Annotated in this window: 23 protein-coding genes and 4 tRNA genes; 13 read left to right on the plus strand and 14 right to left on the minus strand. The window is 60.3% G+C overall.

The window, feature by feature from the left end:
- Window positions 1-239: 239 nt before the first annotated feature.
- Both OK411_RS23880 and OK411_RS23885 read right to left on the minus strand, forming a co-directional pair.
- Entirely contained in the window at window positions 240-593 is a 354-nt protein-coding gene (locus OK411_RS23880; protein ID WP_016773155.1) for a BON domain-containing protein, read from the minus strand.
- Window positions 594-887: 294 nt separating this feature from the next.
- Entirely contained in the window at window positions 888-1,304 is a 417-nt protein-coding gene (locus tag OK411_RS23885) for a pilin (RefSeq protein ID WP_264365778.1), read from the minus strand.
- Window positions 1,305-1,530: 226 nt separating this feature from the next.
- Between OK411_RS23885 and pilB the strand changes: the two genes are divergently transcribed.
- From pilB to yacG, 5 genes are read left to right on the plus strand one after another with little or no spacing between them, the layout of a single operon-like run.
- Window positions 1,531-3,231 carry a type IV-A pilus assembly ATPase PilB gene (pilB, locus tag OK411_RS23890; protein ID WP_130887104.1) on the plus strand — a complete coding sequence of 567 codons (1,701 nt, stop codon included), beginning with the start codon at window positions 1,531-1,533 and terminating at the stop codon, window positions 3,229-3,231.
- Between the two features lie 2 nt (window positions 3,232-3,233).
- A complete protein-coding gene (locus tag OK411_RS23895) occupies window positions 3,234-4,451 on the plus strand; it encodes a type II secretion system F family protein (RefSeq protein WP_122693098.1) in 1,218 nt (405 codons plus the stop codon).
- Window position 4,452: 1 nt separating this feature from the next.
- Window positions 4,453-5,325, plus strand: coding sequence for a prepilin peptidase (locus OK411_RS23900; RefSeq protein WP_130900966.1), 873 nt, complete (start codon window positions 4,453-4,455; stop codon window positions 5,323-5,325).
- The gene (coaE, locus tag OK411_RS23905) at window positions 5,322-5,945 is read left to right on the plus strand and encodes a dephospho-CoA kinase (RefSeq protein WP_264365779.1); all 624 of its coding nucleotides are present in this window, start codon (window positions 5,322-5,324) and stop codon (window positions 5,943-5,945) included. Before OK411_RS23900 ends, coaE begins: the two co-directional genes overlap by 4 nt.
- The gene (gene yacG / locus OK411_RS23910) at window positions 5,942-6,142 is read left to right on the plus strand and encodes a DNA gyrase inhibitor YacG (protein ID WP_016773149.1); all 201 of its coding nucleotides are present in this window, start codon (window positions 5,942-5,944) and stop codon (window positions 6,140-6,142) included. The genes coaE and yacG overlap by 4 nt, the downstream gene beginning before the upstream one ends.
- A 7-nt stretch (window positions 6,143-6,149) precedes the next feature.
- On the opposite strand, the gene OK411_RS23915 is transcribed toward yacG, so the two are convergent.
- Together OK411_RS23915 and OK411_RS23920 are read right to left on the minus strand one after the other, a co-directional pair.
- Entirely contained in the window at window positions 6,150-6,365 is a 216-nt protein-coding gene (locus tag OK411_RS23915) for a hypothetical protein (RefSeq protein WP_016773148.1), read from the minus strand.
- Between the two features lie 65 nt (window positions 6,366-6,430).
- Window positions 6,431-7,120, minus strand: a complete 690-nt coding sequence (locus OK411_RS23920) for an energy-coupling factor ABC transporter permease (protein ID WP_016773147.1) — start codon at window positions 7,118-7,120, stop codon at window positions 6,431-6,433.
- A gap of 117 nt (window positions 7,121-7,237) precedes the next feature.
- Here OK411_RS23920 and OK411_RS23925 point away from each other — a divergent pair, with 117 nt between their 5' ends.
- The 4 genes from OK411_RS23925 to OK411_RS23940 all read left to right on the plus strand — a co-directional run bounded on the left by OK411_RS23925 (window position 7,238) and on the right by OK411_RS23940 (window position 9,975).
- Complete coding sequence (locus OK411_RS23925) at window positions 7,238-7,864, plus strand: DUF1780 domain-containing protein (protein ID WP_264365780.1); 627 nt, start codon at window positions 7,238-7,240, stop codon at window positions 7,862-7,864.
- Window positions 7,861-8,388 (plus strand): MOSC domain-containing protein, encoded by a 528-nt coding sequence (locus tag OK411_RS23930; protein WP_024014346.1) that lies wholly within the window; start codon window positions 7,861-7,863, stop codon window positions 8,386-8,388. Before OK411_RS23925 ends, OK411_RS23930 begins: the two co-directional genes overlap by 4 nt.
- 51 nt (window positions 8,389-8,439) lie before the next feature.
- Complete coding sequence (locus OK411_RS23935; protein ID WP_007909875.1) at window positions 8,440-8,613, plus strand: DUF3094 domain-containing protein; 174 nt, start codon at window positions 8,440-8,442, stop codon at window positions 8,611-8,613.
- A 63-nt stretch (window positions 8,614-8,676) separates the two neighbouring features.
- The gene (locus tag OK411_RS23940) at window positions 8,677-9,975 is read left to right on the plus strand and encodes an NAD(P)/FAD-dependent oxidoreductase (protein ID WP_016773144.1); all 1,299 of its coding nucleotides are present in this window, start codon (window positions 8,677-8,679) and stop codon (window positions 9,973-9,975) included.
- Between the two features lie 208 nt (window positions 9,976-10,183).
- On the opposite strand, the gene OK411_RS23945 is transcribed toward OK411_RS23940, so the two are convergent.
- From OK411_RS23945 to rluD, 8 genes are all read right to left on the minus strand, one after another.
- A complete protein-coding gene (locus OK411_RS23945) occupies window positions 10,184-11,809 on the minus strand; it encodes a methyl-accepting chemotaxis protein (protein WP_264365781.1) in 1,626 nt (541 codons plus the stop codon).
- A gap of 161 nt (window positions 11,810-11,970) precedes the next feature.
- Window positions 11,971-12,047: transfer RNA gene (locus OK411_RS23950), tRNA-Pro, on the minus strand.
- Between the two features lie 97 nt (window positions 12,048-12,144).
- Window positions 12,145-12,220 (minus strand) — tRNA-Lys (locus tag OK411_RS23955).
- 5 nt (window positions 12,221-12,225) lie between these two features.
- Window positions 12,226-12,302, minus strand: a tRNA-Pro gene (locus tag OK411_RS23960).
- A gap of 9 nt (window positions 12,303-12,311) precedes the next feature.
- Window positions 12,312-12,387 (minus strand) — tRNA-Asn (locus OK411_RS23965).
- A 297-nt stretch (window positions 12,388-12,684) separates the two neighbouring features.
- Window positions 12,685-15,249 carry an ATP-dependent chaperone ClpB gene (clpB, locus tag OK411_RS23970; protein ID WP_016773142.1) on the minus strand — a complete coding sequence of 855 codons (2,565 nt, stop codon included), beginning with the start codon at window positions 15,247-15,249 and terminating at the stop codon, window positions 12,685-12,687.
- Between the two features lie 130 nt (window positions 15,250-15,379).
- Window positions 15,380-16,102, minus strand: a complete 723-nt coding sequence (pgeF, locus tag OK411_RS23975; protein WP_136494037.1) for a peptidoglycan editing factor PgeF — start codon at window positions 16,100-16,102, stop codon at window positions 15,380-15,382.
- Complete coding sequence (gene rluD / locus OK411_RS23980; RefSeq protein ID WP_016773140.1) at window positions 16,099-17,061, minus strand: 23S rRNA pseudouridine(1911/1915/1917) synthase RluD; 963 nt, start codon at window positions 17,059-17,061, stop codon at window positions 16,099-16,101. Before rluD ends, pgeF begins: the two co-directional genes overlap by 4 nt.
- Window positions 17,062-17,212: 151 nt before the next feature.
- Between rluD and OK411_RS23985 the strand changes: the two genes are divergently transcribed.
- From OK411_RS23985 to OK411_RS24000, 4 genes are all read left to right on the plus strand, one after another.
- Entirely contained in the window at window positions 17,213-18,229 is a 1,017-nt protein-coding gene (locus tag OK411_RS23985) for an outer membrane protein assembly factor BamD (protein WP_016773139.1), read from the plus strand.
- A 126-nt stretch (window positions 18,230-18,355) separates the two neighbouring features.
- Complete coding sequence (locus OK411_RS23990) at window positions 18,356-18,589, plus strand: PP0621 family protein (RefSeq protein WP_039761661.1); 234 nt, start codon at window positions 18,356-18,358, stop codon at window positions 18,587-18,589.
- A complete protein-coding gene (locus tag OK411_RS23995) occupies window positions 18,579-20,168 on the plus strand; it encodes a sensor histidine kinase (protein WP_264365782.1) in 1,590 nt (529 codons plus the stop codon). The genes OK411_RS23990 and OK411_RS23995 overlap by 11 nt, the downstream gene beginning before the upstream one ends.
- The gene (locus OK411_RS24000) at window positions 20,165-21,511 is read left to right on the plus strand and encodes a sigma-54-dependent transcriptional regulator (RefSeq protein ID WP_125925980.1); all 1,347 of its coding nucleotides are present in this window, start codon (window positions 20,165-20,167) and stop codon (window positions 21,509-21,511) included. The genes OK411_RS23995 and OK411_RS24000 overlap by 4 nt, the downstream gene beginning before the upstream one ends.
- Window positions 21,512-21,638: 127 nt before the next feature.
- Here OK411_RS24000 and thiO read toward each other — a convergent pair whose 3' ends face one another.
- Together thiO and OK411_RS24010 are read right to left on the minus strand one after the other, a co-directional pair.
- Complete coding sequence (gene thiO, locus OK411_RS24005) at window positions 21,639-22,739, minus strand: glycine oxidase ThiO (protein ID WP_264365783.1); 1,101 nt, start codon at window positions 22,737-22,739, stop codon at window positions 21,639-21,641.
- A 56-nt stretch (window positions 22,740-22,795) separates the two neighbouring features.
- Window positions 22,796-23,197, minus strand: coding sequence for a type IV pilin protein (locus OK411_RS24010; RefSeq protein ID WP_122881712.1), 402 nt, complete (start codon window positions 23,195-23,197; stop codon window positions 22,796-22,798).
- Between the last annotated feature and the right edge of the window lie 15 nt (window positions 23,198-23,212).

Here is a 23,212-nt window from a genome sequence, read left to right on the forward strand (position 1 = left end):
GCGAGCCTGCTCGCGAATACGCTCTGTCTACTGACGAACTTGTCGGCTGACACTACGCATTCGCGAGCAGGCGCGCTCCCACATTGGTATTGCCCAAGATAGAACAGGCCCCGACACAAGTGCCGGGGCCTGTAATGGTCACATCCGTGTGACCGTTCGCATGAACTCTAAAGTTGCGGCAGACGTATTGCTCGGCCCGTCTGTCGCGTCTTCTCCCGGTTCAGGCGAGAAGTCTTGCCTTATTCGGCTTTCAGGCCGTCAGCGGAGACCGCTTTAACGCCTTTGATTTTCTTGGCAATGCCTACGGCGACTTCTTTCTGCGACTCGGTTACCGCAGTGGTCGACGACAGGGAAACTACACCCTTGTTGGTTTCGACTTTGATGTCGGTGCCTGGAATGCCTTTTTCGGTAACCAGGTCAGCTTTGACCTTGGTGGTGATCCAGGTGTCGCTGGTGTCTTGTTTCATTTCGGTAACTTCACCGGCAGCCAGAACCATTGGCGCCTGGGTAGCCTGAGCGGACTGGGCGAAAGCGCCACCAGCCATGGTCAGGGTCAGAGCGGTAGCAGCGGCAGTGATAGCGAACTTCTTCATACGAGTAACTCCTGTTTTTACTGGAAGTCTGCTGTAACGCTTGTCAGCAGGGTTACCGGAGATATTGCGAACGCTGTGCCAACTTTTTCTGTCGTATAAAATCCTTTTAAAACAATAAGTTATGAAAAACGCTGATTTTCGTTTTCATGCAAAATGCATGACTCAACGCAATTTCGCATGCAAGTTGCGGTTTTTCGGAAAGTTCATAAGCTGCTGAAATTATTGGAGCTTTTAAAAACCGTTGCGCCATAAAAAGCTCCGCAATTGCGGAGCTTTTTAAGTTGCAGGTGCGTGTCAAACGCCCGGGCAGCTCGTAGTTGTATATTCTTTCGAGCCGGAGAACTTACAGGTCCAGCCAGTGGTAGGACTGCGTGTCAGCGTTACGGTCTGGCCGAGAACAGGCGCTGGAGCGTTGAGCAGCGTACAAGTAATAGTACCCGTCCCATCGGCGACTTTTCCGGATGCCACCAACGTGCAATTCTGCGTGGCCGCTGTGCCGCCGTTCACGTTGGTGATGCTCGGGTCAGTCGATCCGGCATTGATCACGTCTTCAAAATTAACCTTAAGAGCTGATGCTTCCGCAATCCCAGCGGTCACCTTCGACCGCGCCTGATACTTCGAATACTGCGGCAGGGCGATAGTCGCCAGAATGCCGATGATCGCCACGACGATCAGCAGCTCGATCAATGTGAAACCTTGTTGTTTTTTCATAGACACGCTCCATGCATGAGTCGAAATCTCATGATCTGAACAAGGCTCAGCACAGCCCATGCCAACGCCTTTCAGACCCCGCCTGCTGGGCGCGCGCAATTTCCTGCGCCGTTTCCTACAACCCGCAACCGCACTATCTGACACTTTTTGTCACCTGCACCGGCCGTGTTTGGCGCTGTCACTTGACTAGGCTATAAGTCATGAACGGCAAGCGTGCGGAATCCCCATGAATGACATCGCTCTGAGCGGTCTGGCCAAGCAATTGGTCCAGGCCGAACTGCTCACGGAAACAAGTGCCCGGCAATCCTGGGCGCAGGCCCAGCGCAATCGCGTGTCGCTGGTCAATTACCTGGTACACAACAAACTGGTCAACAGCCGGCAGATCGCCGAGATCGCTTCCGAACATTTCGGCATGGCCCTGCTCGATCTCAGCTGCCTCGACAAGGAGACTCAGCCCAGGGGCCTGGTCAGTGAAAAACTGGTTCGTCAGCACTGCGCCCTGCCCTTGTGGCGGCGCGGCAACAAACTGTTCGTGGGCCTTTCCGACCCGAGCAATCAGCAGGCGATCAGCGACATCCAGTTCAGCACCGGCCTGAGCACCGAAGCGATTCTGGTCGAGGACGACAAACTCAGCGACGCCATCGACAAGTTCTTCGACAGCCATGCCTCGGGCCTGGAGGAAATGGCCGATGTCGATCTCGACGGCCTCGACGTCGAGTCGATTGAGGACAACAAACAGGACGTGATCGGCGGCCTCGATGCTGACGACGCCCCGGTCGTACGTTTCGTGCACAAAATGCTGCTCGATGCGATCAAGAGTGGCTCTTCCGACCTGCACTTCGAACCCTACGAAAAAAACTATCGGGTGCGCATGCGCACCGACGGCATGCTGCGCGAGGTGGCCAAGCCGCCGATCCAGCTGGCCGGGCGTATTGCCGCGCGCCTGAAGGTGATGGCCAGTCTGGATATTTCCGAACGACGCAAACCCCAGGACGGGCGGATCAAGATGCGCCTGTCGAAAAGCAAATCCATCGATTTTCGCGTCAACACCTTGCCGACCCTGTGGGGCGAAAAAGTGGTGATCCGGATTCTCGACCCGTCCAGTGCACAAATGGGCATCGACGCCTTGGGTTACGAAGCCGAGCAAAAGGCTTTGTACCTGGCCGCGCTGAAACAGCCGCAAGGAATGATTCTGGTCACCGGCCCCACCGGCTCCGGTAAAACCGTGTCGCTGTACACCGGGCTGAATATCCTCAACACCGTCGACATCAATATTTCCACCGCCGAAGACCCGGTGGAAATCAACATGGAAGGCATCAATCAGGTCAACGTCAATCCCCGCCAAGGGCTGGACTTTGCCCAGGCGCTACGCTCGTTTCTGCGTCAGGACCCGGATGTGATCATGGTCGGCGAGATCCGCGATCTGGAAACCGCCGAGATCGCGATCAAGGCCGCGCAGACCGGCCACCTGGTGCTGTCGACCCTGCACACCAACAGCGCAGCGGAAACCCTCACGCGCCTGCACAACATGGGCATTCCCGGGTTCAACATCGCCACCTCGGTCAGCCTGATCATCGCCCAGCGTCTGGCGCGCAAATTGTGCGCGCACTGCAAGCGGCCGCTGGAAATCCCGCACGAAACCTTGCTCAAGGAAGGCTTCCCCGAGGAACGCATCGGTCATTTCACGATCTACGAGCCGGTCGGTTGCGATCACTGCAACGGCGGTTACAAAGGACGCGTGGGGATTTATGAAGTGGTAAAGAACACACCGGACCTGCAACGGTTGATCATGGCCGAAGGCAATTCGCTGGAAATCGACATTCAGATGCGCCGCGACGGTTTCGCCGATCTGCGCACCTCCGGGCTGCACAAGGCCATGCAAGGCATCACCAGCCTTGAGGAAATCAACCGGGTCACCAAGGATTGAACATGGCGGTCAAGGCAGCAAAAGTCAGCATTTACGCCTGGGAAGGCACCGACCGCAAAGGCAGCAAAGTCAGCGGCGAACTGAGCGGACAGAACCCCGCACTGATCAAGGCGCAGCTGCGCAAACAGGGGATCAACCCGGGCAAGGTGCGCAAGAAGTCCGCCTCCCTGCTGACCTTGGGCAAACGCATCAAACCGCAGGACATCGCCTTGTTCACCCGTCAGATGGCAACGATGATGAAGGCCGGCGTGCCGCTATTGCAGTCCTTCGACATCATCGGTGAAGGCTTCGAAAACCCGGCGATGCGCAAACTGGTCGACGAGGTCAAACAGGAGGTCGCGGCCGGTAACAGCTTCGCCACGGCCCTTCGCAAGAAACCGCAATACTTCGACGAGTTGTACTGCAACCTGGTCGACGCCGGCGAACAGTCCGGTGCCCTCGACACGTTGCTCGAACGAGTGGCGACCTATAAGGAAAAAAGCGAAGCGCTCAAGGCCAAGATCAAGAAAGCCATGACCTACCCCACCGCCGTGGTGCTGGTGGCGGCGGTGGTGACCGGCATTCTGCTGGTCAAGGTGGTGCCGCAGTTCCAGTCGGTATTCTCCGGGTTCGGCGCCGAACTGCCGGGCTTCACCCTGATGATCATCAGCCTGTCGGAATTCATGCAGCAGTGGTGGTGGGCGATTCTTTTTGCGCTTGTGGCAGCGTTTTTCGGCACTCGCCACGCGTTGAAGACTTCGCAGGCCCTGCGCGACCGGCGCGATGCCTGGCTGCTGAAGCTGCCGCTGGTAGGCACTTTGATGTACAAGTCCGCCGTCGCCCGTTTCGCCCGCACCCTGTCGACCACTTTCGCCGCCGGCGTGCCGTTGGTGGAGGCACTGGATTCGGTCGCCGGTGCCACCGGCAATGTGGTGTTCAAGCGCGCGGTGCTACGGGTGCGGCAGGACGTCTCGACCGGCATGCAGCTCAATTTCTCGATGCGCAGCACCGGTGTGTTTCCCAATATGGCGGTGCAGATGACCGCCATCGGCGAGGAATCGGGCGCGCTGGATGACATGCTCGACAAGGTCGCCGGTTTTTATGAAGCAGAAGTCGATAACATGGTCGACAACCTCACCAGCCTGATGGAGCCGTTCATCATGGTGGTGCTGGGGGTCATCGTCGGTGGACTGGTGGTGGCCATGTACCTGCCGATCTTCCAACTCGGCTCAGCGATCTGACATGCCTATCGATGAACTGTTTGCCGTGTATCCGCTGGCCTTTGTGGTCAGCGCGCTGCTGCTCGGGCTGGTGGTCGGCAGCTTCCTCAATGTTGTGGTCTGGCGCTTGCCGAAAATGCTTGAGCGTGACTGGCGCCAGCAAGCCCATGATGTGCTCGGCCTGCCCACTGAAACGCCCGTGCCGACCTACAACCTGATGCTGCCGCACTCCGCGTGCCCGCATTGCGGACACCGGATCCGCCCGTGGGAAAACATTCCGCTGCTCAGTTATCTGCTGCTGCGGGGGCGCTGCTCGGCCTGTTCGGCGCCGATCAGTAAACGTTACCCGCTGACCGAACTGGCCTGCGGCCTGCTGTCGGCATTCATCGCCTGGCATCTGGGCTTCGGCTGGCCGGCGGGCTTGCTGATTTTGCTGACGTGGGGCTTGCTGGCGATGAGTCTGATCGACTGCGAACATCAGCTGCTGCCCGATGTGCTGGTGCTGCCGCTGCTGTGGCTGGGGCTGATCGTCAACAGCTTCGGCGTGTTCGTGGCGTTGCCCGATGCATTGTGGGGCGCAGTGGCGGGTTATCTGGCGCTGTGGTCGGTGTTCTGGCTGTTCAAACTGCTCACCGGCAAGGACGGCATCGGTCATGGCGATTTCAAGCTGTTGGCCTTGCTTGGCGCTTGGGGTGGCTGGCAGATTCTGCCGCTGACGATTCTGTTGTCATCCTTGGTGGGAGCGATTTTGGGCGTCGTCATGCTGCGTCTGCGCGCCCAGGCAACCTCGACGCCGATCCCCTTCGGACCCTTTCTGGCAATTGCCGGCTGGATTGCCTTGCTCTGGGGTGGTCAAATAACCGACTTCTATTGGCAGTCTGTCGGTTTGAAATGAATACCCCTGTGGAAAAACCCTGGATCCTCGGCCTGACCGGCGGCATCGGCAGCGGCAAAAGCGCGGCGGCGCAGCACTTCATCGACCTCGGCGTGCACGTGGTGGACGCCGATCACGCGGCGCGCTGGGTAGTCGAGCCGGGGCGTCCGGCGCTGGCGAAAATCGCCGAGCATTTCGGTTCCGCCGTGTTGCAGGCCGACGGCACACTGGATCGTGCCGCCCTGCGCAAACTGATTTTTGAAGACCCTGAACAGCGGCGTTGGCTCGAAGCGCTGCTGCATCCGTTGATCGGCGAAGAAATCGCTCATCATCTGGCGCAGGCAAAATCGCCTTACGCGATTCTGGTTTCACCGCTGCTGATCGAGTCCGGGCAATACGCGATGACCCAGCGCATTCTGGTCATCGATGCGCCGCAACAACTGCAGATCGAACGCACCTTGCAACGTGACCAGACCAGCGAAGCGCAGGTGCAGGCGATCCTCAAGGCGCAATCGAGCCGTGAAGACCGCGTGAGCCGTGCCGACGATGTGATCGTCAACGACCGCGACCTCGCCTGGCTGCACAGCGAGGTCGAGCGTCTGCATCACTTTTATCTGACTTTATCCGGAGGCCAAGCATGAGCCAGATTCCAACCGTTGAATGCCCAACCTGCGGCGCCCCCGTCGAATTCACCCCGGCGAACAAATTCCGTCCGTTCTGCTCCGATCGCTGCAAACTGATCGACCTCGGCGCCTGGGCCTCGGAAGAGCACAAGATTCCGGTCGCCCCGGATGCCGAAGACGAGCTGTTTTCCGGCGATTTCGATCCGCGTCACTGATCGCTGATCAGGGCCGCATAAAGCCGTAGTCCTGACTGTCGTCGAGGTTCTCCGCGAGAAAGCGCAACTCGTCGGCCAGGTCTTCGGCATTGCGCACGGCCTTGCTCTGCTGCACCACGGCGCTGAGCAGGGCGCGCAAACTCAGGCCCGGGTCAAAGCCCACCTCCTGCGCCAGCTCCAGACTCTGCCGGGTTTCCTGCCGCGCCCATTCGTAAACGCCCATGCCACTGCTCCTGAAGGAATTTGCGCGAGCATGAAATCTCTGCGGCATGGCCGGTTTGATGTGGATCAAGACTTCGGATCGTCGTCCTTCCACGGCGCTGAAAGGTAACGGGTGCGGTTGAAGGTCTCCAGCCATTCCGGGCAGAACACCACCAACGCACTGACAACCATGCCGTTGATAAAGGCCTCGGGAAACAGCAGCAACCACAGGTAGCCGACGAAATCTTCCAGCCATTCCGGCATGGCGAAGAGGCCGTCGTACCACAGCAACGTCAGGCTCAGAATCAGGCACAACAGGCCTGACAACGCAGCGGCGAAGAAACCGGAACAGAAGATGTAAACGAATGGATTGCGTGGCTGCGCACGCTCGACCAGAATCGCCACGCACTCGGTGATCAGCACTGGCAGCAGAATCAGCAACGCGCCATTGACGCCCACCGCCGCCAGGTCCTGACGCCCCAGCAGCACCAGCCCCATCTGCGCAACCAGCCCGCCGACGATCGCCAGCGGCCAATCAAGCAGCAGCGTCACTGCCGTCATGCCGATGAAGTGATAAGACACGCCGGTGTCGAAATCCCTGCGCACCAGCCACAGCAGAAATAGCGCGAACACCGTGCCGAACAGCAAGTGCTGCCGGCGACTGTCGCTGAACAGCTCGACCCATGGTGCACGCATGATCGCCCAGAGCAGCACCGGCAGATAAATCAGCCAGCCGAGCGTCAGGCTTGCCGAGGACAGCAGTTCGGCACCGATCATGATTCCCTCACCCTCTCCATGGACTTACCGCTTTGTCGCAGTCTACACCGCTGATGTATGTGCACCAGCCGATGCAAAGCTATCTGCTTGTCGCATTTGGACGCTAAGCTTGGGCTTATGGATGATTCAGATTATTTACGCCTGCTGACCATCGCGGCCGAGCAGGCCAATGCGTTCCTGTCCAATGCCCGCAAATGGGAGCGTGAGCGTTGGGTCTGCCAGCGCCTGCTGCGGGGTCTGAACATCCCCTACCGCGCCGATGAGTTCGCCCCGGCGGGTGAGCCGCCGGACGTGTTGTTCCGCGATGCCAATTTCGAAGTTTTTTTCGTCCTCGATGAAGGCCGCCGTCTCAATGACGAGTGGCGCGACGAATTGCAGCGTCGGCGCAGCGCGTTTTCCCTGAGCCAACTGGTGCGCCGCGAAGCCAAACCCAAGCGCATCCCGGCCAATGAATTTCTCCTGCGTCTGGCGCCAACCCTGCGCAAGAAGGCGCACAACTACAAGGAACGCGGCATGGATCTGGGTGAGCTGGACATCATCGCCTTCGCCAGCCTCAAACGCGAAGTGCTGGATCTCAACAGCCACTTCCCGCCACCGACCGAATACCTGCGTCAGGGCTGGCGCTCGCTGTCGCTGGTCGGCCCGACATTCGCCCGCGTGCTGTTCGCCCACCCCGACGCACCGGACTTTCTGCGCAGCAACCTCGGCCGCAGCATTGTGTTCGACGTGGGCATCAGCCTGTGACGCCGCTGCAGCAGTTGATCGCCGAGGTTCCGCAAACCGGTCGTGTGCGCTGGATCGGTGTGCGTCCAGAATCCCGTGGGCCGATGCTTGAGCTGGACGCGGTCGAGGCGCGGCTGGAAGCCGGGCTCACCGGCGACCACGCCCGCCCGGGCATTCGCAATGCGCGACAGGTGACGCTGATCCAGTGGGAGCACCTGGCGGTAATCAACGCACTGATGGGCCGTCCCGCTGACCAGCCAGTCCGGCCTGAAGATCTGCGGCGCAATCTCGTTATAAGCGGAATCAATTTGTTTAGCCTGAAGGGGCGGCGCTTTCGCATCGGGCAAGCGATACTCGAAACCACTGGCTGGTGTCAGCCCTGCGCACGTTTGCAGAACAATCTCGGCCCGGGCACTTTCCAGGCCGTGCGCGGGCATGGCGGGATCACCGCCCGGGTGCTACAAAGCGGCATCATTCGCCTCGACGATAGCGTGTGCGTCGAACCGGTTCCGGACAGCGGCTACGCTGCGTTCAATCCGGGCTGAAAACCGCTGTAGCCTGTGCTCATTCAGTAACGTCTACCTGACGAGGCAAATATGACCAGCCGCCTGAACCCCGAAGACCAAAAGCATGTCGAAGAGTACCTGCAATTGTCCCAACACCGTGTCGAGCGCCGGCCTTTCCGGCCGTGGATGCTCCTGGTGCTGGTGCTGGCAGTGACCATTGGTCTGGGCCTGTTGAGCCGATTTATCAGTTACCTGACGTTATGAGCTGCCTTGCGCTCCCTCGGGTAACCGCACCGATTTCCTTTAAAAACCTTGCGAGTTATCCCTATGTCCCATCGTATTGTCATTGTCGGCGGCGGCGCCGGCGGTCTGGAGTTGGCTACCCGTCTGGGTAAGACTCTGGGCAAGCGCGGCACGGCCAGCGTGATGCTGGTCGACGCGAACCTGACCCACATCTGGAAACCGCTGCTGCACGAAGTGGCCGCCGGTTCCCTGAACTCCTCCGAAGACGAACTCAACTATGTCGCCCAGGCGAAATGGAACCACTTCGAGTTCCAGCTCGGGCGCATGAGCGGGCTCGATCGCGCGCAGAAAAAAATCCAGTTGGCCGCGACCTATGACGAAAACGGCGTCGAGCTGGTGCCGGCGCGTGAAGTGGCTTATGACTCGCTGGTGATCAGCGTGGGCAGCACCACCAACGATTTCGGCACCCAGGGCGCGGCGCAGCATTGCCTGTTCCTCGATACGCGCAAACAGGCTGAGCGCTTCCACCAGCAATTGCTCAATCACTATCTGCGCGCCCACGCCGGGCAGACCGATGTGGTCGAGCAGATCAGCGTGGCCATCGTCGGCGCTGGCGCCACTGGCGTCGAACTGGCGGCAGAGCTGCACAACGCCGCCCATGAATTGGCCGCGTATGGTCTGGACCGGATCAAACCGGAAAACATGCACATCACGCTGATCGAAGCCGGCCCACGGGTGCTGCCTGCCCTGCCGGAGCGCATCAGCGGGCCGGTGCACAAGACCCTGGAAAAGCTCGGGGTCAATGTGATGACCAACGCAGCAGTCAGCGAAGTGACTGCCGACAGCCTGATCACCGCCGATGGCAACGAGATCAAGGCCAGCCTGAAAGTCTGGGCTGCCGGCATTCGCGCACCGGGTTTCCTCAAGGACATCGACGGTCTGGAAACCAACCGCATCAATCAGCTGCAAGTGCTGCCGACTCTGCAAACCACGCGCGACGAAAACATCTTTGCCTTCGGTGACTGCGCGGCCTGCCCGCAACCGGGCACCGATCGCAACGTGCCGCCACGGGCACAAGCGGCGCATCAACAAGCCTCGTTGCTGGCCAAGTCGCTGAAACTGCGCATCGAAGGCAAGACCCTGCCGGAGTACAAATACACCGACTACGGCTCGCTGATCTCGCTGTCGCGTTTTTCTGCTGTGGGTAACTTGATGGGTAACCTGACCGGCAGCGTCATGCTCGAAGGCTGGCTGGCGCGGATGTTCTATGTGTCGCTGTACCGCATGCACCAGATGGCACTGTACGGCCCGTTCCGCACGGCGATGCTGATGCTGGGGAGCAAGATTGGTCGTGGCACCGAACCGCGTCTGAAGCTGCACTAAGGCCAACATCTGTGGGAGCTGGCTTGCCAGCGATGGCGCCGGGTCAGTTGATATTTCTGTTGCCTGACCCACCGCTATCGCGGGCAAGCCCGGCTCCCACAGGTTTTCGTGCTGCTCGAAGATCAGGCGCATTCGCGAGCAGGCTCGCTCCCACCTTTGATCTTTATTCCAAGCCCCGCATCGCGCGGGGCTTTTTATTGGCTGTCGATCACAGCTGGAAGCGCCGCACCATGCCCTGTAGCGCATTGGCCAGTTGCGACAGCTCATGGCTCGATGCGCTGGTCTGATCAGCCCCCGCAGCCGAACGCACCGACAGGTCGCGAATGTTCACCAGATTGCGATCCACTTCCCGCGCCACCTGCGCCTGCTCCTCGGCAGCGCTGGCGATCACCAGGTTGCGCTCGTGAATCTCGTGCACCGACGCCGTGATCGTCACCAATGCCTCACCCGCCCGCTCTGCCAGAACCAGCGTGCTCGCCGCACGAGATGCGCTGGCCTGCATTGACTCCAGCGCCTGGCTCGAAACGCTGCGCATGCCTTGCACCATCTGTTCGATTTCCTGCGTCGATTGCTGGGTGCGATACGCCAGCGCTCGCACCTCGTCGGCCACCACCGCAAAGCCGCGACCGCTTTCGCCCGCACGAGCCGCTTCGATGGCAGCGTTGAGCGCCAGCAGATTGGTCTGCTCGGCGATGGCGCGAATCACGTCAAGAACCTTGCCGATGTCCTGCGACTGATTGGCCAGCGACTGCACCAGTTCGCCGGTGTTCTGCACATCGCTGGCCAGGGCATTGATCGCGCTGGCGGTTTCGCTGACGCGCTCCTGGCCCAATTGCGCCGACTGACTGGACTGGCGCGTGGCATCGGACGTCGACACCGCGTTGCGCGCGACCTCCTCCACCGCAGCGGTCATCTCGTTAACCGCAGTGGCGGCCTGTTCGATTTCGTTGTTCTGCTCTTGCAGGCCCTGGGTGCTGTCGACGGTGACGGCGCTCAGTTCATCCGCGGCGGTGGCCAGTTGCGTAGCTGAGCCGCTGATACCCTGCAGCGTCTCGCGCAGGTTCTGTTGCATCGTCGCCAAGGCCTTGAGCAAGCGGCTGACTTCGTCGTTGCCATGGGTTTCGATCGGCCGCGTGAGATCGCCCTTGGCGACACTTTCAGCGGCATCCACAGCGCTGCTCAGCGGGCGCACGATACTGCGCGTAAGCAACATCGCCAGCGCCACCGTGGCCAGCGCTGCCAGACCAATGAACAGGCTGACGATGGTCCGCGAGGTTTCATAATGCGCGGCGGACTTCTCGCTTTCGGCGGCGACCTGGCGGGCGAACAGATCGGCGAGATCATTGAGCTGTTTGCCGGAGCCGTCGACCACGGTCTTCATGTCAACCAGCAGCAATTTGGTCAGCTCGTCACGCTTGCCTTGCTCGGCAAGGGTGAATGACTGGGCAATGCCAGTGCGATAGGCGGCGAAGGTTTTCTTGAACTGGTCATACAGCTGCTGGCCTTCGGCAGTGTCGACCAGTTTGTCGTAGGCGGCGATCTTCTCGCTCAGTTCCTTGTCGCGGGTGTCCATCTGGCCGCGATAGGTGGCGATATTGGCCGGATCTTGATCGAGCGCCATGCGCAGGGAGATGGTGCGGATGCGCAGCATCAGTTCGCGGATCTCGTCGCCGCCACGGATGCTCGGCAACCAGCGGTTCTCCACCGCCACCTCACTGTCGCGAATGCTCGACATCTGCCCCAGCGCAAACACGCCGAGCAAGGCCACCAACACCGCGATCAGGGCAAATCCCAAGGCAGCCCGGGGAGCAATATTCAACTGACGAAGCAACATGACGAACGCCCTTATTCTTGTAATGGCCAGATCAAGGGGCGAAGCGTTGGCAGTCCCCTCGTGTTAGCGGGCTATCGGCAGGTTGTATGACGACTTGAAGGGATTCAGCTTTCAGCAGGCAAAAAAAATCCCCGTATCTTTCGATACGAGGATTTTCAATATGGTCGGGGTAAGGGGATTCGAACTCCTGACATCCTGCTCCCAAAGCAGGCGCGCTACCGGACTGCGCTATACCCCGGTAAAAAAAAGGCGACCTTTCAAAGATCGCCTTCTTCGATCAGCGCTTTTGGCCTCTGATCTTAAGATTCGATCCCAGCGCAAACTGGTTTCAAAAATGGTGGGTCGTGTGGGATTCGAACCTACGACCAATTGGTTAAAAGCCAACTGCTCTACCAACTGAGCTAACGACCCAAATATGGTCGGGGTAAGGGGATTCGAACTCCTGACATCCTGCTCCCAAAGCAGGCGCGCTACCGGACTGCGCTATACCCCGGTTTGAAATTGGCTCCGTGACCAGGACTCGAACCTGGGACCCAATGATTAACAGTCATTTGCTCTACCGACTGAGCTATCACGGAACTATATATTTCAATTTACAACGGTGAAGCTTTGTTGCATCTCGCCACCCGTTCGCATCGCTGCGTTCGTGTGTCTGAGGCGCGCTATTCTACAACCTAGAACACCTCTGTCAACCCCCTAAATTGCTTTCAAGTTAATGATTTGCAACTTATTTCAGATTCCAACCCGGTGGGTTGAAACGCTGCCGGTGACTGACTGCGGGGCGCACTTTACAAGCCTTTTCCTTTGAGTTCAACAGCCTGGCGAAAAAAAGGCCTCGCAATGCGAGGCCTTCCCGGTTTCATTGCCGCTGAGGCTTAGCCGAAAACGATTTCGTCGTTCTCGACCTTGCCGGTGGCGGTGTCGCCCGGCATGAAATGACCCGACAGGATCAACTGTGCCAGCGGGTTTTCGATCCAGCGCTGGATCGCCCGTTTCAAAGGACGTGCGCCATACACCGGGTCGTAACCGACGGCGATCAGCTTGTCCATCGCTTCCGGGCTCAGCTCCAGCTTCAGCTCGCGCTCAGCCAGACGGCTGCGCAGGCGACCCAACTGGATCTCGGTAATCCCGGCGATCTGATCCCGCGCCAACGGCTCGAAGATCACCACCTCGTCGACCCGGTTGATGAACTCCGGACGGAAGTGCGACGTCAGCGCGTCCATCACAGCAGCGCGCTGCGCCTCGCGATCACCGACCAGCTCCTGGATCTGCATCGACCCGAGGTTGGAGGTCATCACGATCACCGTGTTGCGGAAGTCCACCGTACGCCCGTGACTGTCGGTCAGCCGGCCATCCTCAAGCACTTGCAGAAGGATGTTGAACACATCCGGGTGCGCCTTCTCGACTTCGTCCATGAGGATCACCGAGTACGGCTTGCGCCGCACCGCTTCGGTCAGATAACCGCCCTCTTCATAGCCGACGTAGCCCGGTGGCGCACCAATCAGACGAGCCACGGAGTGTTTCTCCATGAACTCCGACATGTCGATCCGCACCATCGCCTCTTCGGTATCGAAAAGGAATTCGGCCAAGGCCTTGCACAGCTCGGTTTTACCAACACCGGTAGGGCCGAGGAACATGAACGAGCCGCTCGGACGATTCGGGTCGGACAACCCGGCGCGGGAACGCCGTACGGCGTTGGCCACTGCAACGACCGCTTCTTCCTGACCGATCACCCGTTTGTGCAACAGGCTCTCCATCTTCATCAGCTTGTCGCGCTCGCCTTCGAGCATCTTCGACACCGGGATGCCGGTCCACTTCGACACGACTTCGGCAATCTCTTCTTCAGTCACCTTGCTGCGCAGCAACTGGTTTTCGCTCTTGCCGTGCTGGTCGACCATTTGCAGGCTGCGCTCCAGATCGGGGATCACCCCGTACTGCAACTCCGCCATGCGATTCAGGTCGCCTTTGCGGCGTGCGGCTTCCAATTCCTGGCGCGACTGTTCGATCTTCTGCTGGATCTGCGCAGAACCCTGCACCTCGGCTTTTTCCGAGTTCCAGATTTCTTCCAGATCCGAATACTCACGTTCGTGACGCTCGATTTCTTCCTGGAGTTTTTCCAGGCGTTTCTTCGCTGCGTCGTCGCTTTCTTTCTTCAGCGCCTGGGATTCCACTTTCAACTGAATCAGGCGCCGCTCCAGACGATCGAGTACTTCCGGTTTGGAGTCGATCTCCATACGGATACGGCTGGCGGCCTCATCGATCAAGTCGATGGCCTTGTCCGGCAACTGCCGATCCGTGATGTAGCGATGGCTGAGTTTCGCCGCGGCAATGATCGCGCCGTCGGTGATCGCCACCTTGTGGTGGACCTCGTAACGCTCCTTGAGGCCACGCAGAATGGCGATGGTGTCTTCTTCGCTCGGCTCGTCCACCAGGACTTTCTGGAAACGCCGCTCGAGCGCCGCGTCCTTCTCTATATATTGGCGGTACTCGTTGAGCGTGGTCGCGCCGACGCAGTGCAACTCGCCGCGAGCCAACGCAGGCTTGAGCATGTTGCCGGCGTCCATCGAGCCTTCGCCTTTACCGGCGCCGACCATGGTGTGCAGTTCGTCGATGAACAGAATGATCTGCCCTTCCTGCTTCGATAGTTCATTGAGCAAGCCTTTCAGGCGCTCTTCGAACTCGCCGCGATACTTGGCGCCGGCGATCAGCGCGCCCATGTCCAGCGACAGCAGGCGCTTGCCTTTAAGGCCGTCCGGCACTTCGCCGTTGATGATGCGCTGCGCCAGCCCTTCGGCGATCGCGGTTTTACCCACGCCAGGCTCACCGATCAGCACCGGGTTGTTCTTGGTGCGGCGTTGCAGAACCTGAATGGTGCGGCGGATCTCGTCGTCACGGCCGATCACCGGATCAAGCTTGCCGTCTTCGGCGCGCTTGGTCAGGTCGACGGTGTATTTGTCCAAGGCCTGACGCGATTCTTCGTGGTTGGCGTCATTTACCGCTTCGCCACCACGCAGGTTGTTGATCGCGTTTTCCAGGGCTTTTTTGCTCACGCCTTGGCCGAGCAGCAACTTGCCAAGCTTGCTGTTCTCGTCCATCGCGGCGAGCAGCACCAGTTCGCTGGAGATGAACTGGTCGCCCTTCTGCTGAGCCAGACGGTCGGCCTGATTGAGCAGGCGCGCCAGATCCTGCGACATGTTGACGTCGCCGGTCGGGTTCTGGATTTTCGGTAATTGGTCGAGCTCTTTGGTCAGCTCTTTACGCAAGCTGTTGACGTCGAAGCCTACCTGCATCAGCAGCGGCTTGATCGAACCGCCCTGCTGTTCAAGCATGGCCTGCATCAAGTGCGCCGGCTCGATGGCCGGATGATCGTGGCCAACCGCCAACGACTGGGCGTCGGACAGGGCCAACTGTAATTTACTGGTTAAACGGTCAATACGCATGGGTCACCTTCCTTTTGAGCAGGCCGGACCTAAGAAACCATCCTGAATAAAGAAACCTGCCAGATACCACTGTAGATGCGGTCGATTCTGGGAGATTCAAGCGTCGGAGAGTTGATGCAGATCAGAGAGTTTAGCGGGTGAGCCATACAAGGGAGGCGAAACGACCGGTGCGCGACGCACGGCGGTAAGAAAAGAAGCGCGGATCGGTCACGGTGCAGAAACCGCCACCATACACAGCCGTGACACCCCGTTTAGCCAGACGCAGGCGCGCCAGCTGATAGATGTCGGCCATGAACTTGCCGGCATTGCTACTCGGCACGAAGGCTGTCGCCGCTTCCGGCAACTGCTTGACGAAGACTTCGCGCACTTCCGCGCCGACTTCAAAGGCTTGCGGGCCGATGGCCGGGCCGAGCCAGACCAGAACGTCTTCAGGCGCAACATCGAGGCTGTCGAGGGTAGCTTCAAGCACCCCCGCCGCCAAACCACGCCAACCGGCATGGGCCGCCGCTACGCGAGTGCCCGCACGATCGCAGAACAACGCCGGCAGGCAGTCCGCCGTCATCGCTGCGCAGGCAATGCCCGGCGTTGCGGTCCAGCTGGCATCTGCAGTCGCAACGCTACCCGGATCAGCATGGGCAACGGTGATCCCGTGCACTTGCTGCAACCAGGCAGGCTGTATGGAGAAGTGTTCGGTCAAGCGGCGACGATTTTCGGCCACCGCTTGCGGGCGATCATCGACGTGATCGCCCAGATTCAGGCTGTCGAACGGCGCCTCGCTGACACCACCCTCGCGGGTGGTGACACAGGCCCTGACGCTGGCCGGCGCAGGCCAGTCCGGCGTCAGCCAGTTCATCCGACGAAGGCCTCGCGATCCTGCTTGAGCAGGGTCAGCAGCCAGACGAAATCTTCCGGCAGCGGCGATTCCCAGCTCATGCGCTCACCGCTCGTCGGGTGATCGAGTTCAAGGAAGCGCGCGTGCAGCGCCTGACGCGGGAAGTGCTTGAGCGATTCCACCATGGTCGGGTTGGCCGCAGGCGGAATGCGGAAACGCCCGCCGTAGGCCGGATCGCCGACCAACGGGAAGTTGATGTGCGCCATGTGCACGCGGATCTGGTGGGTCCGACCGGTTTCCAGCTTCACCCGCACGTGGGTGTGCGAACGGAAACGCTCGAGCACGCGGTAATGGCTGACGGCAGGCTTGCCGCCTTCCATCACTGCCATGCGCTGGCGTTGCTGGCCGTGACGACCGATCGGCGCATTGATCTTGCCACCGGCGGTGACCACGCCGATCACGATGCACTCGTAGATACGGCTGACGCTGCGGCTCTGCAATTGTGCGACCAGCTTGGTCTGCGCCTGAATGGTCTTGGCCACCACCATCAGACCGGTGGTGTCCTTGTCCAGACGATGCACGATACCGGCACGCGGGACATTGATGATGTCCGGCACATGGTGCAACAAAGCATTGAGCAGGGTGCCATCGGCGTGACCGGCAGCCGGGTGCACCACCAGGCCGGCAGGCTTGTTGATCACCAGGATGTCGTCGTCTTCATAGACGATGTCGAGCTCGATGTCCTGGGCGATCCACTCGCCCTGGGCTTCCTGCTCGGCAGTCAGCTCAAGGACGGCACCGCCATGCACAATGTCGCGCGGGCGGATCACCGCCCCGTCCACAGTCAGGCGACCTTCTTTGATCCAGGCGGAAAGGCGCGAGCGTGAGTGCTCAGCGAAGAGTTGGGCGGCGACTTGATCGAGGCGTTGGCCGCCCAATTCGGACGGCACCTCTGCGCGAAGTTCAATTTTATCGGACATGCTCGGACTGGGCGTCGGCACAGCCTTTGGTTTCGGCTGCGCGCTTGTGGTTAAATACGGCGTCTTTTGCCCCGAGGCTTTTCAACGGGGCGCTCATCATAACAGGACGGCCCCGCCCAAGACAGCGGCCGTCATAGGGACGCAAGCCGCCATGCAAGTGAAACACCTGCTGCTGATCGCCATCCTCGCATTGACCGCTGCTTGCTCATCGAAGGAAGTCGTAGACGAAAACCTCAGCGAAGCCGAGCTGTATCAGCAGGCTCAGACTGATCTGGACAACAACAGCTACACCAGCGCCACAGCCAAGCTGAAGGCTCTGGAGTCGCGTTATCCGTTCGGTCGCTACGCCGATCAGGCTCAGCTGGAGTTGATCTACGCCAACTACAAGAACGCCGAGCCGGAAGCTGCAAAGTCTGCCGCCGAGCGTTTCATTCGTTTGCATCCGCAGCATCCGAACGTGGATTACGCGTACTACCTCAAGGGTCTGACCTCGTTCGACCAGGACGTCGGCCTGCTGGCGCGCTTCCTGCCGCTGGACATGACCAAGCGCGACCCGGGCGCCGCCCGTGACTCGTACAACGAGTTCGCGCAGCTGACCAGCCGCTACCCGAACAGCCGCTACGCGCCGGACGCCAAGCAGCGCATGATCTATCTGCGCAACCTGCTGGCGGCCTACGAAATCCACGTTGCTGACTACTACCTGACCCGTCAGGCTTACGTAGCCGCTGCCAACCGTGGCAAGTATGTCGTGGAAAACTTCCAGGAAACCCCATCGGTCGGCGACGGCCTGGCGGTGATGACCGAAGCCTACCAGCGTCTGCACCTCGACGATCTGGCCGCCACCAGCCTGGAAACCCTGAAGCTCAACTACCCGGATCACCCGAGCCTGCAAGATGGCCAGTTCGTGCCACGCGTAGCCGAGGCCGACAACCGTTCGTTCCTGAGCAAGGCAACTTTGGGCCTGATCGAATCGCGTCCACCGCTGCCGCCGGGCGAAACCCGCGCCAACCAGGACGTGCAGAAGCAGTTCCAGGACGCGAAAGATGCGATTCCGAACGAGCTCAAGCCTAAAGACGAAAACGGCGACGTGATCGAAGAGCCAGAGCCGGAATCCAGCGACACCGATCGCTCGTGGTTCAGCTACATGACCTTCGGCGTGTTCGACTGATCACACCGGCTGTACGAAAAAGGGAGATCTGCAGATCTCCCTTTTTTATTGCCGCGCTTTAATAGGCTGTGCGCTGATCGGGTCCTTGGCTAAACTGCCGGATCATCAGTCGAAAAGCCGCTCATCATGCTTCGTTTATTGTTCTGGATTGCCCTGATCTTCGCCGCCATCTGGCTCTGGCGCAAATTCAAGGCCCCCGCCTCGTCCACCCGATCGCCGCGCGAACAGGACGCGCCGCCGATGGTGCGCTGCGCCCACTGCGGCGTGCACCTGCCGCGCGACCGCGCGCTGGGCAACCAGCAACAGTGGTATTGCAGCCAGGCTCATCTCGAGCAAGGCCCGGGCGCCAGTGGTCGCTGAGGCCGCCAACGCCGACCAGAAACAGGCGCAGCGTCTGCTGCGCCTTTATCACCTGTACCGTTTAAGTGTCGGCATCACTCTGGTGCTGCTGATCTCCAGCAACATGGACAACCGCCTGCTGACGTCGGCCAACGACGATCTGCTGCGCGGCGGCAGCTGGCTGTACCTGATCATCAACATGCTGCTGGTGGTGTTCCTTGAAAACACCCGGCGCCCGGCGCAGTTGTTCACCCTGGCGCTCGTCGATGTGCTGCTGTTGTGCGGCCTGTTCTACGCGGCGGGCGGCGTGGCCAGTGCGCTGGGCAATTTGCTGGTGGTCTCGGTGGCGATCAGCAACACCCTGCTGCGCCGACGCATCGGCCTGCTGATTGCCGCCATTGCGGCGATCGGCATTGTCGGCCTGAGCTTTCTGCTCGGGCTCAGCCGCCCCTTGAGCGCCAACGCCTACTTGCAAGCCGGCACCCTCGGCGCGCTGTGCTTCGCCGCCTCACTGCTGGTGCAAGGGCTGATCCGCCGTCTCGAAGTCAGCGAGACCCTGGCCGAACAGCGCGCCAGCGAAGTGGTCAGCCTGGAGGCGCTGAACGCGTTGATCCTGCAACGCATGCGCACGGGGATTCTAGTGCTCGACGAGCAACGCCGGGTGCAACTGGCCAATCACAGTGCGCAGAGTCTGCTCGGGCATAGTCACCTGCAAGGTCATTTGATCGACGAATATTCGCCAGCACTGGTCGAGCGTCTGCAACTGTGGCGCAACAATCCGACCTTGCGCCCGCAGAGCCTGAAAATCCCCGGCAATGGCCTTGAGCTGCAACCCAGCTTCATCGCCCTTGAGCAGAGTCCGAACCAGCAGACGCTGGTGTTTCTCGAAGACCTGGCGCAAATCACCCAACAGGCGCAGCAACTCAAGCTCGCTGCGCTCGGGCGTTTGACCGCCGGCATCTCCCATGAAATTCGCAATCCACTGGGCGCGATCAGTCATGCCGCACAGCTGTTGGCCGAGTCCGAGGAACTCGATAGCGCAGATCGGCGTCTGACGCAGATTATTCAAGACCACTCCCAGCGCATGAACCGAGTCATCGAAAACGTCCTGCAACTGTCCCGCCGCCAGCAAAGCGCGCCGCAACGGCTGGACCTCAAGCCGTGGCTGGAAGACTTCGTCGGCGAAACCCGCGAGCAGGCCAACGAGCGCCAGCACATTCATCTGCGAATCAATTCCGGCGATTTCACCACGCTGATGGACCCCAACCAGCTGCGGCAGATTCTCGACAATCTGATCCGCAACGCCTGGCGTCACAGTGCGCAACTGCACGAGCAGGCCGACGTCTGGCTGGCACTGTTCGTCGACCCGGACAGCCAGTTGGCGGTGCTTGAGGTCCAGGACAACGGCCCCGGCGTGTCGGCCGAGGAACAGGCGCATCTGTTTGAGCCGTTTTTCACTACCAGCAGCCAGGGCACCGGTCTTGGCCTTTATCTGTCCCGTGAGCTGTGCGAAAGCAACCAGGCACGCCTAGACTTCAAATCACGCCAAGGCGGCGGCTGCTTTTGCATCACTTTTGCTCACGGACGGAAACAAAGTTGAATACAAGCCCACGGCAAAAAATTCTAATCGTCGACGACGAACCGGATATCCGCGAGCTCCTGGAAATCACCCTGGGACGGATGAAACTCGAGACCTTCAGCGCCCGCAATCTGAGCGAGGCTCAGGCGCTGTTGCAGCGCGAGCACTTTGACCTGTGCCTGACCGACATGCGCCTGCCCGACGGCACCGGGCTGGAGCTGGTGCAACACATTCAGCAACGCGATCCACACCTGCCGGTAGCGATGATCACGGCGTACGGAAGCCTGGAAACTGCGATCAATGCGCTGAAGGCCGGGGCGTTCGACTTCCTCACCAAACCGGTGGAACTGCCGCGCTTGCGCGAACTGGTCAGCTCGGCGCTGCGCCTGCCGACAGCGGGCGGCTTGAGCACGGCAATCGAGCGACGCTTGCTGGGCGACTCGCCGCCGATGGCCAATCTGCGCAGGCAGATCGACAAGCTCGCACGCAGTCAGGCACCGGTGTACATCAGTGGTGAATCCGGCAGCGGCAAAGAACTGGTCGCGCGTCTGATCCACGAACAAGGTCCGCGCGCCAGCCAACCCTTTGTGCCGGTGAACTGCGGGGCAATTCCATCGGAACTGATGGAAAGCGAATTTTTCGGCCACCGCAAAGGCAGTTTCACTGGAGCCGTCGAAGACAAGCCGGGGCTGTTTCAAGCGGCCCATGGCGGCACTCTGTTTCTCGATGAAGTCGCCGATTTGCCACTGTCGATGCAAGTGAAACTGCTGCGGGCGATTCAGGAAAAAGCCGTGCGCAGCGTCGGCGGCCAGCAGGAAACGGTGGTGGATGTGCGCATCCTTTGCGCCACGCACAAAGACCTTGAAGCCGAAGTTTCAGCCGAACGCTTCCGCCAGGATCTGTATTACCGGCTCAACGTCATCGAACTGCGTGTGCCGTCCCTGCGCGAACGCCGTGACGACATCGAGGCGCTTGCCATGCACGTGCTCAAGCGCCTGGCCAAAGACACCGGACAACCCGAAGCGCGCCTGCACCCGCAAGCGCTGGAGGCGCTGAAGAACTATCGCTTTCCCGGCAATGTACGCGAACTGGAGAATGTTCTCGAACGCGCGCACACCCTGTGTGAAAACCGCACGATCGAGGCGCAGGATCTGCGTTTGAGCGAAGGCAATTGCACGGCGGACGGGGCGATGGCCGATCTGACGCAGGTCGACAATCTTGAGGATTATCTGGAGAGCGTCGAGAGGAAGCTGATTTTGCAGGCGCTGGAGGAAACCCGCTGGAACCGCACGGCGGCGGCGCAGCGGTTGAGTCTGTCGTTTCGGTCGATGCGCTATCGGCTGAAGAAGTTGGGCCTGGATTAAAGGCCCCTTCGCGAGCAGGCTCGCTCCCACAGGTTTTTGTGGTGTACATGAATTTGTGTGCACCACCGAAACTGTGGGAGCGGGCTTGCCCGCGATGGCGATCTAACAGACGCCAGGAAGCTTGAAATTAAATCCGGCCCTCAGGCGCATACGGCGCCGGATCAATAATCGGCGCCCGCCCCAGCATCACGTCAGCAAATAGCTGACACGATGCCGGCGCCAGCACCAGCCCGTTGCGGTAATGCCCGCAGTTCAGCCACAACCCCTCGAACCCCGGCACCCGGCCAATAAACGGAATGCCCTCCGGCGACCCCGGCCGCAGCCCCGCCCAGTGCCCGACCACTTCGGCATCCGCCAGCGCCGGCAACAACTCGATGGCCGAAGCCTTGAGGCTTTGCAGCGCTACATCGGTCGGGGTCTTGTCGTAACCTTCGTGCTCCAGCGTGCTGCCGATCAGAATGTGACCGTCGCGACGCGGGATCGCATATCGCCCCTTGGCCAGCACCATGCTCGGCAGGAAATCAGCCGCGCACTTATAGAGAATCATCTGGCCTTTGACCGGCTCGACCGGCAGCGTCAGGCTCAGCGTCTGGAGCAGATCACCGCTCCACGCCCCCGCTGTCAGCACAATCTGATCGCCGTTGATCACGCCCGTCGGAGTCTGCACGCCGACCACGCGCTCGCCCTCGCGGACGAAGCCACTGACTTCGCATTGCTCATGAATCGTCACATTCGGCAGCGCTAGCAGCGCGGCTTTCAGCGATTTGATCAGCCGTGGATTGCGCACGTTGGCGACATCGGCCATGTAGATCGCCCGGCTGAAACCGCTGCCGAGCACCGGCACCGCGTCATGTGCCGCCGAGATATCCACAGCCCGCAGCGGCCGATTTTCCCGCTCGGCCCAGGCCAGGGCTGCGGTTTCATCGTCCAGATCCAGCCAATACAGGCCAGTGGTGTGCACCTCAGGATCAACCCCCGTGTCAGCAAACAAGCGCTGGCCGAGCTGTGGATAAAAGTCCTGCGACCAATGCGCCAGCGCGGTGACTGCCGGACTGTAGCGCCACGGGTATAACGGCGAGACGATGCCGCCGCCAGCCCAGGACGATTCCTGGCCGACATTCGAGCGATCCAGCAGCACCACGCTGCGCACTTCGGAGGCGAGATTGTAGGCGGTGAGCAGGCCAATCACCCCGCCGCCGACAATCACCACTTGCTGTTGCCTGGTCATGTTTGATCCAACCGTAAAAAGACAGTGGGCGCAAAAGGCGCCCGAAAAAGAATGCGTCAGCGGCCCCAGCAATCCTTGGCAGTCACTCCGGTGGTCGCGTTGTTCATGCTTCGCACGCCAGTGTTGGTCAGGGTGAAATCCCCGCACTTGTCGGTGGCCATGGCCGAGCCGGTTTTACGCGTCGCGGTCAGCACAAAGGTCTGGTCGGTCAGCGTCGGGGTGATGGTGTAGAAATCATTGCCCGCGCTCAGTCCGGTAACGCCGGTGTAGACATTGTTGCGGGTGTAGAAGCGTTCGAGGGTCTGCGCCTGCTCCGAGAGCAGCGAGACCACTTCGGCGCGACGGCCCTTCTTCACGTATTCGTTGTAGCTGGGGATGCTGATGGTGAGGATGATCCCGATAATCGCGATGACGATCATGATCTCGATCAGGGTAAAACCTCGGCTGGATCTGCGCATGCCTCAAATTCTCGC

This window comes from Pseudomonas sp. RG1 (assembly GCF_025910115.1).
Taxonomy (GTDB): Bacteria; Pseudomonadota; Gammaproteobacteria; order Pseudomonadales; family Pseudomonadaceae; genus Aquipseudomonas; species Aquipseudomonas atacamensis.

Excerpts from the sequence above, each read along its gene's own strand:
- OK411_RS23880 (WP_016773155.1), bottom strand. The coding sequence starts at position 593 with ATGAAGAAGTTCGCTATCACTGCCGCTGCTACCGCTCTGACCCTGACC.
- OK411_RS23885 (WP_264365778.1), bottom strand. The coding sequence starts at position 1,304 with ATGAAAAAACAACAAGGTTTCACATTGATCGAGCTGCTGATCGTCGTG.
- pilB (WP_130887104.1), top strand. The coding sequence starts at position 1,531 with ATGAATGACATCGCTCTGAGCGGTCTGGCCAAGCAATTGGTCCAGGCC.
- OK411_RS23895 (WP_122693098.1), top strand. The coding sequence starts at position 3,234 with ATGGCGGTCAAGGCAGCAAAAGTCAGCATTTACGCCTGGGAAGGCACC.
- OK411_RS23900 (WP_130900966.1), top strand. The coding sequence starts at position 4,453 with ATGCCTATCGATGAACTGTTTGCCGTGTATCCGCTGGCCTTTGTGGTC.
- coaE (WP_264365779.1), top strand. The coding sequence starts at position 5,322 with ATGAATACCCCTGTGGAAAAACCCTGGATCCTCGGCCTGACCGGCGGC.
- yacG (WP_016773149.1), top strand. The coding sequence starts at position 5,942 with ATGAGCCAGATTCCAACCGTTGAATGCCCAACCTGCGGCGCCCCCGTC.
- OK411_RS23915 (WP_016773148.1), bottom strand. The coding sequence starts at position 6,365 with ATGGGCGTTTACGAATGGGCGCGGCAGGAAACCCGGCAGAGTCTGGAG.
- OK411_RS23920 (WP_016773147.1), bottom strand. The coding sequence starts at position 7,120 with ATGATCGGTGCCGAACTGCTGTCCTCGGCAAGCCTGACGCTCGGCTGG.
- OK411_RS23925 (WP_264365780.1), top strand. The coding sequence starts at position 7,238 with ATGGATGATTCAGATTATTTACGCCTGCTGACCATCGCGGCCGAGCAG.
- OK411_RS23935 (WP_007909875.1), top strand. The coding sequence starts at position 8,440 with ATGACCAGCCGCCTGAACCCCGAAGACCAAAAGCATGTCGAAGAGTAC.
- OK411_RS23940 (WP_016773144.1), top strand. The coding sequence starts at position 8,677 with ATGTCCCATCGTATTGTCATTGTCGGCGGCGGCGCCGGCGGTCTGGAG.
- OK411_RS23945 (WP_264365781.1), bottom strand. The coding sequence starts at position 11,809 with ATGTTGCTTCGTCAGTTGAATATTGCTCCCCGGGCTGCCTTGGGATTT.
- clpB (WP_016773142.1), bottom strand. The coding sequence starts at position 15,249 with ATGCGTATTGACCGTTTAACCAGTAAATTACAGTTGGCCCTGTCCGAC.
- pgeF (WP_136494037.1), bottom strand. The coding sequence starts at position 16,102 with ATGAACTGGCTGACGCCGGACTGGCCTGCGCCGGCCAGCGTCAGGGCC.
- rluD (WP_016773140.1), bottom strand. The coding sequence starts at position 17,061 with ATGTCCGATAAAATTGAACTTCGCGCAGAGGTGCCGTCCGAATTGGGC.
- OK411_RS23985 (WP_016773139.1), top strand. The coding sequence starts at position 17,213 with ATGCAAGTGAAACACCTGCTGCTGATCGCCATCCTCGCATTGACCGCT.
- OK411_RS23990 (WP_039761661.1), top strand. The coding sequence starts at position 18,356 with ATGCTTCGTTTATTGTTCTGGATTGCCCTGATCTTCGCCGCCATCTGG.
- thiO (WP_264365783.1), bottom strand. The coding sequence starts at position 22,739 with ATGACCAGGCAACAGCAAGTGGTGATTGTCGGCGGCGGGGTGATTGGC.
- OK411_RS24010 (WP_122881712.1), bottom strand. The coding sequence starts at position 23,197 with ATGCGCAGATCCAGCCGAGGTTTTACCCTGATCGAGATCATGATCGTC.